Raw genomic sequence first — 13,857 nt, 5'->3', positions numbered from 1 at the left:
CCCCCCGGGGGTGGCGCACGGATTACGGTGAACCCCGTGCGGCGCCTCCTCCTGTCCCTGATCGCCGGCGGGCTGCTGTGTCTCGCGTTCCCGACGTTCGACGTGTGGGTCGCAGCCCCGGTCGCGCTCGCCCTGTGGGCCTGGGCCTGGGCCGGCGCGGGTGCTCGCCGCGGCTTGCTGCTCGGACTGGCGGGGGGTCTCGTCTTCTTCGTCCCGACGCTGAGCTGGTCGGGGATCTACGTCGGCTCACTGCCCTGGATCGCCCTCGCGACCCTGCAGGCCCTCTTCCTCGGCGCGGCCGGCGCGCTCTACGGCTGGCTGAGCCGCCGGGGGAGTGTCCGACCGCTCGCGTTCGCGCTCGTCTGGGTCGTGGCCGAGGGCCTGCGCGCCCGCGTGCCCTATGGCGGCTTCCCGTGGCTCAAGCTGGCCTTCGGCCAGGCGGACTCACCGTTCGGGCGCCTCGTCGCGCTCGGCGGAGCGCCCTTCGTCGGGTTCGTCATCGCGCTGAGCGGGGCCCTGCTCGCCCTGGCGGCCCAGCACGCGCTGACGGCGGTCGGTGCGCACCGGCGGAGCAGCGCCGCCGCCGGGGCCTCCGTGCGTATGCCGTGGGGTCGACCGGCGTCCCTCGTGGCCGCAGCGCTCGTGCTGGGCGTCGCGGGGCTCGCGGTGCCGCTGCCCACCGACGGGCCGAGCGCCCAGTTCCTCGGGGTCCAGGGCAACGTGGCCCGGCCGGGGCTGGACTTCAACGCGGAGCGCCGGCAGGTCCTCGACAACCACATCGCGGCGACCCTCACGGCCCAGCAGGATGTCGACGCCGGTCGGGCGCCGGCCCCCGACCTCGTCGTCTGGCCCGAGAACGCCTCCGACATCGACCCCCTGCGCAACGCCGACGCCAAGGCGCTCATCCTCGAGACCGTCGACGCGTTGCGGCGCCCCCTCATCGTCGGTGGCCTCCTCGAGGAGCCCGCCGGCTTCGTGTCCAACGTGTCCCTGCTCTTCGAGCCCGGCAAGGGCAACACCGACCGCTACGTCAAGCGGCACCCGGTGCCCTTCGCCGAGTACATCCCCAACCGGCCGTTCTGGCGGATCTTCAGCAAGGAGGTCGACCTCGTCCGGCAGGACTTCGTCGCGGGCCCGGCGCCCGGCGTCTTCCGCGTGACCACGTCGTCCGGGCAGCAGATCCGGGCCGGGCTGGCCATCTGCTTCGAGGTCGCCTACGACGACATCATGCGTGACGCCGTGCAGGCGGGCGCCAACGTCCTGGTGGTCCAGACGAACAACGCGACCTTCGGCTACACCGCCGAGTCGCCCCAGCAGCTGGCCATCAGCCGTCTGCGCGCCATGGAGTTCGGCCGCTCGGTCGTCCACGTGTCGACCGTCGGTCAGAGCGCCCTCATCACGCCCGACGGAACCGCGCACCAGGTGACGTCGTTGTTCACACAGGCGGTGGTCCGAGGGGCACTACCCTTGCGGGACGCCACGACGCTGGCGACCCGGGTGGGCGAGGCCCCGGAATGGGTCGCCGCCGCTGCACTGCTGACGATGCTCGCCCTGGGCCTCCGCGGCGGTGCCAGGGTTCGCGTAGGTCGCGTACGTCGCGGCGGTGGCGCGGACGAGCCAGACACGACGAAGGACGAGGATGACGATGACGCAGCGTGAGCCGGTGACCCGGGTGGCCGTGCTCATCCCGACGTACAACGAGCGGGACAACCTGCCCGGCATCGTCGCGCGGGTGCGCGCCAACGTGCCTTCCGCCGACGTCTTCGTGCTCGACGACGGCTCGCCCGACGGCACCGGCGAGATCGCCGACGCCATCGCCGCCACGGACCCCCAGGTGCGCGTGGTCCACCGTGCCGCGAAGGAGGGCCTCGGCAAGGCCTATCTCGCCGGCTTCGCGATCGCTCTCGACGAGGGTTACCACGCAGCCGTCGAGATGGACGCAGACGGCTCGCACCTCCCCGAGCAGCTGCCGTCGCTGCTCGCCGCCCTGGGCGGCGCGGACCTCGTCATCGGCGCGCGGTGGGTGCGCGGCGGCGAGGTGCGCAACTGGCCGGCCCACCGAAAGGTGCTCTCGGTCGGCGCGAATGTCTACACCAAGGTGCTGCTCGGCATGCACGTCAACGACGCGACGGCCGGCTACCGCGCCTATCGCACCAGCGCCTTGCGCACGATGGGACTGGCCGGCGTGCAGTCGCAGGGCTACTGCTTCCAGATCGACCTGACGCTCCGGGCCATCCGAGCCGGCCTCACGGTCGTCGAGGTCCCGATCACGTTCGTCGAGCGTCAGGTCGGCGTCTCGAAGATGGGCCACGACATCGTCCGTGAGGCCCTGACGAGTGTGACCCGCTGGGGCGTGGAGCACCGGATGGGCCAGGTGCGCGCGGTGGCCGGCCGGGTCCGGGGCCGCGAGCCCGTCGGGGACCGGCCGTGACCAGCGCCCCAAGGGCTCGGCGGATGCGTCTGACGAAGCTCGCCGTCGTCGGGCTGCTGCTCCTGCCGATCATCGAGATCGTCGTCATCGTCGCAGTCGGCGAGGCCATCGGGGGGTGGCCCACCTTCCTGCTCATCGTCGCGACGTCGCTCCTCGGGGCGTGGCTCATCCGCCGTGAGGGCGCCAAGGCCTGGCGCGCCCTCGACCAGGCGGTTCGCAGCGGGCGGATGCCGACGCGAGAGATCGCCGACGGCATCGTCGTGCTCGTCGGGGGAGGCCTGCTGCTCGTGCCCGGCTTCGTGACGGACGTCGTCGGACTCGTCCTCGTGCTGCCCTTCGTGCGGCCGGTGGCGCGCAACCTGCTCGCGGCGGTCATCTCGCGTCGCCTCGTCAGCCAGACGATGAGCTACACGAACCTCACGGTGACCGAGGCGCCCGAGGCGCCCGAGTGGGAGCAGCACGAGGCGCCCGAGGGCCCCCAACGCTCGACGTCGAGCGACGAGGTCGTCGAGGGCGAGATCATCGACGAGGACTGATCCCGGCCACGACGGCGGGGACGCGAGCTGCGTGCCCCGCGGGACGGCATACCGAATCGGGGGAGCGGGGGACAGCAAAGAGCCCGCCTCCACGAACGGGGCGGGCTCCCTGCAGGGGTCTGTGGTGGAGGGTCAGGCGGTCTTGCGCCGCCGCGGCTTCTCCCCGCGCGACTCGCGCAGCAGCGTCAGGCGCTCCTCGAGGAGCTCCTCGAGCTCGGGGATGGAACGACGCTCGAGGAGCATGTCCCAGTGCGTGCGCTGGTGCTTCACCGGCTTGGCCTCGGGCTCCGGGCCATCGCCCTGGAGCTTCGCGTCGAGGCCGCAGCGGCACTCCCACGTCGGCGGTACGTCGGCCTCGATGGAGAAGGGGAGCTCGGTGCGGTGGCCCTCCGGGCAGACGTACGCGGTGAGCTGGCGCTCGCTCGGTACGACGTTCTCGTCGGATTCCATGCTCCTCGCACCGAGGTTGGAACCGCGTAGTGCTCGATCGGCCATGTGGACCCCTCCAAGACTCGTGTCTGTGTGGACACCGCTCTGGTGTCATACCCTCACAGACGCTTGAACGAGCACGACGGCTCAGTTGTTCCCGCGCGTCGAGGATTGTAAACGCGTCTCAGACGACGGCGGGGACCGGGTTGCCGGCCTGCTCGATGCCCTCGCGCATCCGGACCCGGGCGAGCAGGACGCCGCCGATGGCGAAGAAGACGATGAGCGCGATGATGGCCCAGCGGTAGCTGAGCGTGAACTGGTAGACGAGCCCGAAGATGAGCGTGCCGAACCAGCTCGTGCCGCGCTCCATCGCCTGGTAGAGGCTGAAGTACTCCGCCTCGCGGCCGCGGGGGATCAGCTGGCTGTAGAGCGAGCGGGACAGCGCCTGGGTGCCGCCGAGGACGAGGCCGATGAGCAGGGCCAGCGCGAGGAAGATGACGAGCGACTTCGACGGCACGAGGAAGGCGAAGACGACGACGACCGTCCAGAGGCCGATGCCGTAGAGCACGGTGCGCCAGGCCCCGATGGACGCCGCCACCCGACCGAAGAGCCGCGCGCCGACGAAGGCGACGAACTGCACGAAGAGGAAGACCCCGAGCACCGTCGTCTCCGAGAAGCCGAGCTCCTTGGAGCCGTAGACGCTCGAGCTGCCGATGACGGTCTGGATGCCGTCGTTGAAGAAGAGGTACGCGAGGAGGAACAGCTTGGTCTGCGGGTAGTTCGCGAGGTCGCGGAACGTGCTCCGCAGCTGAGCGATGCTGCCACCGACGACCCCGGCCGACCGCTCGACGGGTGTCTCGACCGTGCCGGTCAGGTGCCGCAGGCCGAGGTAGGGGATGATCGTGAAACCGGCCCACCAGAGGCCCGCGGACAGGATGCTGATGCGTGTCGACAGGGCCCGGTCGAGCCCGAGGTCCTCGTGGAAGAAGTCCAGGGCGAAGTTGAGCGCGAGCAGGGTGCCGCCGCCGAGGTAGCCGAAGGCCCAGCCCTTCGAGGAGACGCGGTCGCGCTCGTTCTCGTTGGCGATGCGGCACAGGATCGAGTCGTAGATGACGAGCGAGGCGCCGAGGCAGATGCCGGCGATGACGACGAGCGCGGCTCCGAGCTGCCAGTCGGTGCCCGCGACGAAGAACATCAGGCTCGCGGCCAGGGCCCCGACCCACGCGAACCCGCCCAGCAGACGGGTCGGATGCGGGCTGCGGTCGGCGATCGCGCCGATGAAGATCAGGACGATCGCGGAGAGGATCGTCGTGAAGGTCACGGTGAAGAACCACAGCGACCCCGGCGCGACGGGGATGCCGAGCACGGAGAGGTTCGTCGTGCAGTCCTGGCCGTCGGGCAGGCCGGGACAGGCGGCCTCCTCGGCGACGGTCGTGAGGTAGGGGCTCATGAGCACCGTGGCGGTGGTCGTGACGTAGGCGGAGTTGGCCCAGTCGTACCAGTACCAGGCCCGCTGCTCCCGGGTCTCCGGTCGTGCGGCGTTGACGACGACGTGCGACATGCGAGGACTGTCCCACACGGCCGGGCGCCCCGACAGGGGGAGCCGCGTCAACACGCCGCGGGCGTCAGCAGCTCGTGAGTCAGCGGCTCGTGAGTCAGCAGCTCGTGAGGATGACGAGCTGCTGCGTGGCGCGCGTCATCGCGACGTAGCGGTCGACGGCCCCTTCGACGCCGTCACCGAAGCGCTCCGGGTCGACGAGGACGACGAGGTCGAACTCGAGCCCTTTGGACAGCGCGGGGGTCAACGAGCGGACGCGTTCCCGCTCTTCGAAAGCCGGGGCGCCGATGACGCAGGCGGTCCCGTCCGCATGGGCGGCCAGCCACGACTCCAGAATCGCCTCGAGGTCGGCCGCTGCGCCGTGCCGGACCGGCACGCCGCTCTCGCGGATGGAGCTCGGGACGTTCGCATCCGGCAGGGCGGCCCGGATGACCGGCTCGGCTTCCGTCATGACCTCTGCGGGGGTGCGGTAGTTGATGCTGAGCGAGGCCAGCTCGACCCGGCCGAGGCCGACGCGGGCGAGGCGCTCGTGCCACGACTCGGTGAAGCCGTGACGGGCCTGCGCCCGGTCGCCGACGATGGTGAGGCTCCGCGACGGGCAGCGGTTCAGCAGCATGCGCCACTCGGCGTCGGTCAGCTCCTGCGCCTCGTCCACGACCACGTGGGCGAAGGGTCCGGCCAGCGGGTCAGGGTTGGTGTCGCGCTCTGCGTCGTCGAGGGCGCCTCGCAGGTCCTCACCGCGCAGCATCGACATGACGTGCATGTCGGAGTCGTCCGACGCGATGAGGTGCTCCGCGACCTTGGCCCGCTCCTCGCGCTCGGCGGCTCGGGCCGCGTCGCGCCGGCGCCGGAGCCGGCCCGTCTCCCGGTCTCCGAGCCGCAGCCGGGCCGCGTCCAGCAGGGGGAGGTCCGAGACCGTCCACGCATCCGGTCGCTCACGCTGGAGCCGACGGACCTGCTCGATGCTGAGGGAGGGTGCGCACCGGCGCAGGTAGGCCGGGACCGTCCACAGGTCGCCGACGAGGTCCTCCGCGTCGAGCAGCGGCCAGGACCGCCCGAACGCAGCCCGGAGCTCGCCGTTCTGCTCGATCGAGCGCCGGACCATCGCGGGTGTCGCTTCGGCCTCCACGTCCTGGCCGTCGTCGTCGAGGCGAACCTCCAGGTCGTGACGGTCGAGGAGGATGGCGAGGAGGGCCTCCCAGACGTCGTCGCGGGCCTCGTTGTGGGGGACCTGCTGGCCCGCCGCGAAGGCTTCCGCCCAGTCGGCGGGGGAGAGCCAGACGTCGGCCCAGGGTGTCGTGACCTCCATCCCCTGGCTCGGGGGCTCCTCGTAGAGCCCGACCGCGGGCTCGATGGCGTCGACGAGCTCGATCCCGGACTTGAGCCGGGCCACCTCTGGGTCGGTCTCGGCCGGCGCCGTGGCGCCCTCGGGGACGAGGTCGCGCAGGGTGCACGTCTGGACGCCTTCCTCGCCGAGGCTCGGCAGGACGTCGGAGACGTAGGAGAGGTAGGGCTCGTGCGGCCCGACGAACAGCACGCCGCCCCGGCGGTGCCCGAGGCGCGGGTCGGAGTAGAGCAGGTATGCCGTGCGGTGCAGCGCGACGACCGTCTTGCCCGTGCCGGGACCGCCGTCGACGACGAGGGCGCCGTGGGAGCCGGCACGGATGATGGCGTCCTGGTCGGCCTGGATGGTGGCCAGCACGTCGCGCATCCGAGGTGATCGGCTGGCACCGAGCGAGGCGATGAAGGCGTCGTCGTCGTCGAGGGCCGCCCGGCCCTCGAGGCCGTCGGTCGTGAAGACCTCGTCCCAGTAGTCGCTAACGCGGCCGCGCGTCCAGCGGTAGCGTCGTCGGCTCCGAAGGCCCATCGGGTTGGCGTGGGTCGCGCCGAAGAACGGCTCGGCGGCGGGGGAGCGCCAGTCGACCAGCACCCGCCGACCGGCGCGGTCGGTCAGGCCGAGTCGTCCGATGTACGTGGGATGGGAATCGTTCTCATGAACGACGTGGCCGAGACACAGGTCGAGCCCGTAACGGCTCAGGGTGCGCAGCCGGGTCGTGAGCCGGTGGACCTCCTGGTCACGGTCCAGGGCGGCTTGTCCTCGACCAGCGGGCGCCCGCCGCGCGGTGGCCAGGCGGTCGGACAGCTCGGCGGTCGTCTGGGCCAGGGTCTCGGCGATCGCCGCGAAGTGCGCGTCGTCGGGGCCGATGAGGGCCGGGTCGGCCTTGGGAGCCAAGCGGTCAGGAAGGTCGAAGGCGCTGGTCGTCTGGGCGTTCACGTGGTGAGCTCCGTCCCGGGTTCAGGTGTCGGCCAGCGATTCTGCGGCATGCACGGGGTCTTGCCGCAAGACCCGGGGTGCGCTATACGTTGGAAATGGAAGGACGCGGGTGGCGTCCTTCCATTTTCGTGCTCGGTTCCCGGGCTCGAACCTGCATCTTCACGGTCACGAACTACACGGCGAGAAACGCCGATAATCGACATTATGTCACTTTGCCCCAAGCGGGGCTCCGCTCCGCACCGTCTACCGGTGGTCCTAGAGGCGCTGCCCGAGCCGTAGCCTTGGCGGCGATGCAGTGTGACTACTTCGACTCCGGACGGTGCGCGTCGTGCGCCCTCATGGGCGTCCCGTATGCCGTCCAGCTCGCCGACAAGCACCGCCGGTGCGAGCTCGCGCTGGCCGACGCCGCACCGGACGTCGTCTGGCTCGATCCCTTCGCCAGCGCCGAGTCCGCCTTCCGCAACAAGGCCAAGCTCGTCGTCGGCGGACACACCGGCGCCGTGACGCTCGGCATCCTCGACGCCGAGGCGAACGGTGTCGACCTGCGGGCGTGCGGCCTGCACGAGCAACCGCTGCAGCAGCTCATCCCGCGCGTCGCGGCTCTCGTCGACGAGATGGGCCTCGAGCCGTACGACGTGAGCGCACGGCGGGGCGAGCTCAAGCACGTCATCCTCACCCTCTCCCCCGCCGGCACAGTCATGCTCCGCTTCGTCCTGCGCTCGCGCCGGCATCTCGCGCTGCTCCAGTCGCGACTGCCGATGCTGCTCGCCCGGGTGCCGGACGTGGCCGTCGTCTCAGTCAACCTCCAACCCGAGCACAAGGCCGTCCTCGAGGGCGACACCGAGATCGTCCTGACGTCGCAGGACGTGCTGGCGATGCCGGTCAACGGGCTGACCCTCAACCTGCGACCCAACAGCTTCTTCCAGACCAACACCGCTGTCGCGGCCGGCCTCTACCGCCAGGCGCAGGACTGGATGCGAGAGGTTTCACCCGACGCCGTGCTCGACCTCTATTGCGGCGTCGGCGGATTCGCCCTGCACGCCGCGCAGGCGGGGGTCGGCCGGGTGGTCGGCGTCGAGGTCTCGCCCGATGCCGTGCTGAGCGCCGAGCGGACGGCGCGGGAGCTCCGCACGGGGCACCCGGACGTCGGGGACGTCGAGTTCCGGGTGGGCGACGCCACCGACCCGGGCGCGCTCGACCCCGACTTGGTGCGGTCCGGACGGGCGACGGTCGTCGCCAACCCGCCCCGCCGCGGCATCGGGCCCGACCTGGCGCGCTGGCTCGAGCAGTTCGGCGCCGCCCACGTCATCTACTCGAGCTGCAACGTGAGCAGCCTCGCGCGCGACCTCGCTGTCCTGCCGTCCTACGTGACGCGCCGGGCCCGCCTCTTCGACATGTTCCCCCAGACGTCGCACCACGAGGTCATCGTGCTCCTCGAACGCCGATGAGCACCGACTCCCCCGTGGCCGACCGCGCCCGGCTCGACCGGGTCCAGCGGCGCTTCGGTGAGTTCGCCGCCGAGTATGCCGCCCTCCCGCTCTATGCGGCCCTGTGTCGTGAGCTGGCCCGAGACGACGAGGCGGCCGCGCTGCTGCTCGTCGCCCGCCCCGGTCAGGCGCGTCCCGTGCTGTGGCTCGCAGCAGTCCACGACCTCGTGTTGAAGAATCCCGATTCGCCTGCTGCACAGTGGTTTCCGAGTGTCGTAGGCCCTGGGATGACGCCGGACGGCGACCCCTGGCCCGACGTCCGTCACTTCGCCCTGGCGCACCGCGACGAGCTGGAGGCGCGCATCGCCACCCATGGCACGCAGACGAACGAGGTCAACCGCGCGGTCTACGTCGCGCTCGGCCTCGCCCTTGCCGCTGCCGACGTGCCAGACCTCCCCGTCGCCCTGCTCGAGCTCGGCGCGAGTGCGGGACTGCTGCTCGGCGTGGAGCGCTACGCCGTCGAGCTCACGGCGCCGGAAGCCCGGGAGGGCGAGGGCCCCGTCCGGCTCGGCGACCCCGGTTCGTCCGTGCGCTGCTCCGGGGTGGACCGCCGCGGTGCGGCCCACCGCCTCGTGGAGCACGGCGTCGGCCTCCCCCACGTCGTGGCCCGGGTGGGCCTGGACCTGGAGCCCGTCGACGTCGCCGATGACGACGCCGTGCGCTGGCTCGAGGCCTGCCTGTGGCCGGACGTTCCCGGTCGGGTGGAGCGCTTCCGGGCGGCCCGGTCGCTGCTGCGTGACGACGCGCAGACGCTGGTCGCCGGCGACATGGTCGACGACCTGCCCGCCGCGCTCGCCCGGGCCGCCGCGGGCCCCGGCCCGGACGGCCACCTCGTCGTGCTCACGTCGTGGGCGCTGACCTACCTCGAGCCCGCCCGGCGCGCCGACGTGCTCCACCACCTCCGGGCCGCGGCAGCCGACGTGCGCGCGCTCAGCTGGCTCAGTGCCGAGCCGCCGGGCTGCGTGCCGGGTCTCGTCACCCCGGCCGAGGGCCTCGAGGGCAACACCGTGCTCGGACTGCACCGGTGGCGTGACGGACGCGCGCTCGAGACCATGGTGCTCGGCTCGTGCCACCCGCACGGCGCGTGGGTCGACGTGTCCCTTGATGTCGTGGAATCGACTGTCCTGCAGCGTTATTCGCACTGAGCGAGGCCGACGGACGCCCGCTCCCACGCGATTGGCGCGAGCGGGGTCACCGGCGCCGACGGCCCAGCCCTGCGGCATATGCGTCGAGGGCCCGGAGCGCGTCAGGCGCCCGGTAGGCGCGGTTTCGCCGGTGACCCGTCGACTCGAGCAGGATGCCGTCGTCGACGAGCCGGCGCAGCGCGGCCTGGGCGGTGGGGGCCGACACGTCGAGCTCACGCACGACGACGCGGGCCGTCACGACGGGTTGACGCACGAGCAGGTCGAGCATCGTGCGTGCGGCGGACCCGGCCCGGGCCCTCACCTGCTCGTCCCAGCCGGTGCGCACGGCCCGCAGCTCGCCGACGAGGTCCTGGCCGATGACGGTGCCATGCCGCGCGGCGGTCGCCACGCAGCGCAGGATCGGCTCCGCGTCACCGGCCCGGTAGGAGCCGAGGGCGGCGAAGTAGTCGTCGCGCACGGCGAGCAGGCCCGCGGAGATGGGCACGGTGACCCGGTGGATGGCGCCGGTGTGGAGCAGCACGGAGTGCAGCAGGGCCCGGCCGGTGCGCCCGTTGCCGTCGGTGAACGGGTGGATCGTCTCGAACTGCGCGTGGGCGAGGGCCGCCTGCGCGAGCGGCGGGAGGTCGTCGCGGTCGAGGAAGGCGACAAGGTCGGCCATCAGGGCCGGCACGTCGTCGGCGACCGGGGGCACGAAGTCGGCGCCTGCGGGGTGCAGCGGGGAGCCGCCGACCCAGACCTGCTCCTCGCGCCAGCGCCCGGGGCGGTGCTGGCTCTGCTGGGCCATGAGGGCCCGGTGCATCGCGAGCACGGCCTGCTCGTCGAGGCGCCCGGCCAGCTCGAGGGCGGTCTGCATGGTGCGCACGTTGGCGAGAATGACGGAGGCGTTCGCCCGGTGACCCTCGCCGATCTCCGCCTCGGCGAGCGCGCGTGCCGACGAGGTGAGGTTCTCGATCTGCGAGCTCGCCGCGCTCTCGGAGCGGAGCAGCACGGAGGCGAAGGGGGCGATCTCCCCCGCTCCCCCGGCGTCGAAGGCCGCGAGCAGGCGCGTCGCCTCGTCGAGGTCGGCGGCGAGGTCGCCCGAGAGCGTGAGCGCGACATCGGCGACGGGACGCACGACGGCGGCCTCGTACGTGCGGGGCTGGGCCCGCCGAGCCCGTCGGGACACCTCGAGGAGCCCCTCGACGGGGCGCCACTCGAGGGTGCGCGTCCCGAGGGCCGGCCATGCGGTAGCCATGCGTCGCCCACCTCCTTGGTAAAGGTTATCGCACAACCTTCATCAAGGACCGCGGTGGTCAGGTGTGCGGCACCTCCACCGGCGCCTCGACGACCCACCAGGCGGCATACGGGCTCAGCGAGGCGAGGCCGTCCGCTCCGCCGAAGACCGGATGGCCGCCGAGTGCGTCGAAGGGGTGCACGATGCCGGCATCGCTGAGGTGGCGCATCTCGACGGTCTGCCAGGAGGACGTGACGTTGTAGACGCAGACCATCGCTCCGCTCGGGTGCGAGCGCACGACGACGAGAACGCCGTCGCTCGTCTCGAGCACGACACGTGTCTGCGCCGACGCGTGCAGCTGGGGCAGCCCGGCGCGCACCGTCGCGAGGTGCCGCAGGCCCGCGAAGACCTTGCCGGCCGTCGTGCCCGGGTCGTCGCGGTGCGCTGCCAGGGTCCAGTCGATCCGTTCGCGGTGCGCCCAGCGGTTGTCGTCCTCGTGACCCGGCTCCCGTGCCCAGTTCGGGTCGTTCGGCAGGCCGAGCTCGTCCCCGCTCCAGACGACCGGGATGCCGCCCCAACCGGCCACCACGGCGTGCGCGAGGAAGAGCCGTGCGAGACCGGCTCCCACACCGTCCTCGTCACCCCTCTGCTCGGCGTCCGAGAGGCCGGTCAGCGCCGCCGCCGTGCCGCTGATCCGCTTGTCTCCGGTGGCGGGATTGTGCTGGAAGACCAGCCCGTGCGCCCACGAGCCCGGCTGGTCGCCGGCATACCAGTTCGACAGGAAACGACGGTGGGCGTGGCCGTCGAGCCCCGCGGCAGCGGCGTCAGCATCATCGATGGCCCAGCCGATGTCGTCGTGGCACCGGACGTAGCAGATCCACGTGCCGCTCGGCGGAGTCGGCGGCAGCGCCGAGAGGGCTCGTTTGGTCAGGCGGGTGCTGCCCGTCGCGAGCATCGACCACACCTGCACCATGAGGCTGTTGTGGTAGGCGAGGTCGCTCACCCGGCCGGCGTGCGGACCCTGGCCGAGGTACTGCACGAGATCGCGCGGGCCGACGATGGCCTCGGCCTTGAAGGCGAGCGCCGGGCAGGCGATCCGCGCCACGGTGCGCAGCGCCTGGGTCACGGCGTGCACCTCTGGCTGGTTCTGGCAGTTCGTGCCGAGTCGCTTCCACGTGAACGCGATGGCGTCGAGGCGCAGCACCTCCACGCCGAGGTTGGCGAGGTAGAGCACGATCTCGGCGTACTCGACCAGCACGTCGGGGTTGCTCCAGTTGACGTCCCACTGCCACTCGTTGAAGGTCGTCCAGACCCAGCCCTGCAGCTCGTCGTCCCAGGTGAAGTTGCCGGGGGCGAAGTCGGGGAAGACCTCCGGCAGGGTGCGCTCGTAGGCGTCCGGCATGACGCGGTCGGGATAGACGTGGAAGTAGTCGCGGTAGCGCTCCTCCCCCGCGCGCGCCCGGCGAGCCCACTCGTGCTCGCGGGCCACGTGGTTGAGCACCAGGTCGAGCACGAGCGAGATTCCTTGTCCGCGAAGGTCGCTCGCGAGACGCGTCAGGTCGTCGACGGTGCCGAGGTCGGCCCGGACCGTGCGGTAGTCCTGGACCGCGTAGCCGCCGTCGTTGTCGCCCTCGCGCGGCTGGAGCAGGGGCATGAGGTGCAGGTAGCTGACGCCGAGATCGCGCAGGTAGTCGACGCGGGCTCTCAGCCCGTCGAGGTCTCCGGCGAACCGGTCGGTGTAGCAGGCGTAGCCGAACATGTCGGGCTGCTGCAGCCAGTCCGGGCGCAGGAGTCGGCGCTGGTCGAGGCGGCGCAGCTCGGGCGAACGGGCGACGAAGGCGGTGACGGCCGACTCGACGAGGCGCAGGGCCAGCGCCGACACGTCGTGCTCGGGGTAGAGCGCCCGGAGGGCTGCGACGAGGTCGTCGAACCACCGCTCCAGACGCAGCTCCATGGTCTCGCGGTCCGCGGGGTCGAGGTCCGCCAGCAGCGAGGACATCGACTCCGTGCTCGGGCGGGCGTCATCGGCGCCTGGGGTCATGGCCCGATTGAACAGCACCGGCGGCCTCCGCGACAGTGGCGGCCCGCCGTCACCGTCGATCGTGCCCCTTGGCGGCCGCGGCGGCCTACTCGAAGGGGCTCGGGTCCCCTGCGCCCACCCGGGTGACGACCGGGTAGCCGTCGGACCAGTCGACGACGGTCGTCGGCTCCAGACCGCACTCCCCCGAGTCGATGACGGCGTCGATGACGTGGTCGAGGCGGTCCTTGATCTCCCAGCCCTCGGTCATCGGCTCCTCGTCGTCGGGCATGAGCAGGGTGCTCGAGAGGATCGGCTCCCCCATCGCCTTGAGCAGCTCGCGCACGACCGGATGCTCCGGGATGCGGACGCCGACGGTCTTCTTCTTCGCGTGGAGCAGCCGGCGCGGGACCTCCTTCGTCGCCGGCAGGATGAAGGTGTACGGCCCCGGTGTCGCCGCCTTGATGGCGCGGAAGACGGAGTTGTCGAGGTGCACGAACTGGCCGAGCTGCGCGAAGTCCGAGCAGACGAGCGTGAAGTGGTGCTTGTCGTCGAGGTGCCGGATGCGCAGGATCCGCTCCTTGCCCTCGGGGTTGTCGAGGGAGCACCCGAGGGCGAAGCACGAGTCGGTCGGGTAGGCGATGAGACCGCCGGACCTCAGGATCTCGACCGCCTGCCCGATCGCGCGGGGCTGCGGGTCCACCGGGTGGACGTCGAAGTACTTCGCCATGCCCACACCCTGCCATGCGCGGGCCCGGATGATGAA

The 13,857-nt window shown here is 71.8% G+C and carries 11 protein-coding genes; 5 read left to right on the top strand and 6 right to left on the bottom strand.

The window, feature by feature from the left end; translation table 11 throughout:
- Positions 1-36: 36 nt before the first annotated feature.
- Genes lnt through AC1DIW_RS18800 form a run of 3 tightly spaced genes read left to right on the top strand, consistent with a single transcriptional unit; the run spans position 37 to position 2,967 of the window.
- On the top strand, positions 37-1,659 hold the full coding sequence (gene lnt, locus AC1DIW_RS18810) for an apolipoprotein N-acyltransferase (RefSeq protein ID WP_478110101.1): 1,623 nt from the start codon (positions 37-39) through the stop codon (positions 1,657-1,659).
- Positions 1,640-2,431 (top strand): polyprenol monophosphomannose synthase, encoded by a 792-nt coding sequence (locus AC1DIW_RS18805; protein ID WP_478110099.1) that lies wholly within the window; start codon positions 1,640-1,642, stop codon positions 2,429-2,431. Before lnt ends, AC1DIW_RS18805 begins: the two co-directional genes overlap by 20 nt.
- 23 nt (positions 2,432-2,454) lie before the next feature.
- Positions 2,455-2,967 (top strand): FxsA family protein, encoded by a 513-nt coding sequence (locus tag AC1DIW_RS18800; protein ID WP_478110097.1) that lies wholly within the window; start codon positions 2,455-2,457, stop codon positions 2,965-2,967.
- 132 nt (positions 2,968-3,099) lie between these two features.
- On the opposite strand, the gene AC1DIW_RS18795 is transcribed toward AC1DIW_RS18800, so the two are convergent.
- The 3 genes from AC1DIW_RS18795 to helR all read right to left on the bottom strand — a co-directional run bounded on the left by AC1DIW_RS18795 (position 3,100) and on the right by helR (position 7,229).
- Positions 3,100-3,462, bottom strand: coding sequence for an RNA polymerase-binding protein RbpA (locus AC1DIW_RS18795; RefSeq protein WP_442279571.1), 363 nt, complete (start codon positions 3,460-3,462; stop codon positions 3,100-3,102).
- 118 nt (positions 3,463-3,580) lie between these two features.
- Complete coding sequence (locus tag AC1DIW_RS18790; RefSeq protein ID WP_478110096.1) at positions 3,581-4,957, bottom strand: MFS transporter; 1,377 nt, start codon at positions 4,955-4,957, stop codon at positions 3,581-3,583.
- 94 nt (positions 4,958-5,051) lie between these two features.
- Positions 5,052-7,229 (bottom strand): RNA polymerase recycling motor ATPase HelR, encoded by a 2,178-nt coding sequence (helR, locus tag AC1DIW_RS18785; RefSeq protein ID WP_478110094.1) that lies wholly within the window; start codon positions 7,227-7,229, stop codon positions 5,052-5,054.
- A 290-nt stretch (positions 7,230-7,519) separates the two neighbouring features.
- Here helR and AC1DIW_RS18780 point away from each other — a divergent pair, with 290 nt between their 5' ends.
- Together AC1DIW_RS18780 and AC1DIW_RS18775 are read left to right on the top strand one after the other, a co-directional pair.
- On the top strand, positions 7,520-8,677 hold the full coding sequence (locus tag AC1DIW_RS18780) for a methyltransferase domain-containing protein (protein ID WP_478110092.1): 1,158 nt from the start codon (positions 7,520-7,522) through the stop codon (positions 8,675-8,677).
- Positions 8,674-9,861 (top strand): DUF2332 domain-containing protein, encoded by a 1,188-nt coding sequence (locus AC1DIW_RS18775; RefSeq protein WP_478110091.1) that lies wholly within the window; start codon positions 8,674-8,676, stop codon positions 9,859-9,861. The genes AC1DIW_RS18780 and AC1DIW_RS18775 overlap by 4 nt, the downstream gene beginning before the upstream one ends.
- A gap of 46 nt (positions 9,862-9,907) precedes the next feature.
- Here the strand turns inward: AC1DIW_RS18775 and AC1DIW_RS18770 are convergent, their stop codons facing one another.
- From AC1DIW_RS18770 to AC1DIW_RS18760, 3 genes are all read right to left on the bottom strand, one after another.
- A complete protein-coding gene (locus AC1DIW_RS18770) occupies positions 9,908-11,095 on the bottom strand; it encodes a Fic family protein (RefSeq protein ID WP_478110089.1) in 1,188 nt (395 codons plus the stop codon).
- A gap of 58 nt (positions 11,096-11,153) precedes the next feature.
- Positions 11,154-13,115, bottom strand: a complete 1,962-nt coding sequence (locus AC1DIW_RS18765) for an alpha-amylase family protein (RefSeq protein ID WP_478110088.1) — start codon at positions 13,113-13,115, stop codon at positions 11,154-11,156.
- A gap of 85 nt (positions 13,116-13,200) precedes the next feature.
- Complete coding sequence (locus tag AC1DIW_RS18760) at positions 13,201-13,821, bottom strand: L-threonylcarbamoyladenylate synthase (protein ID WP_442279579.1); 621 nt, start codon at positions 13,819-13,821, stop codon at positions 13,201-13,203.
- Between the last annotated feature and the right edge of the window lie 36 nt (positions 13,822-13,857).

This window comes from Terrabacter sp. 01T434, assembly GCF_056398545.1.
The sequence above is the reverse complement of the archived record's forward strand: the minus strand, read 5'-3'. Positions and strand labels throughout refer to the sequence as shown.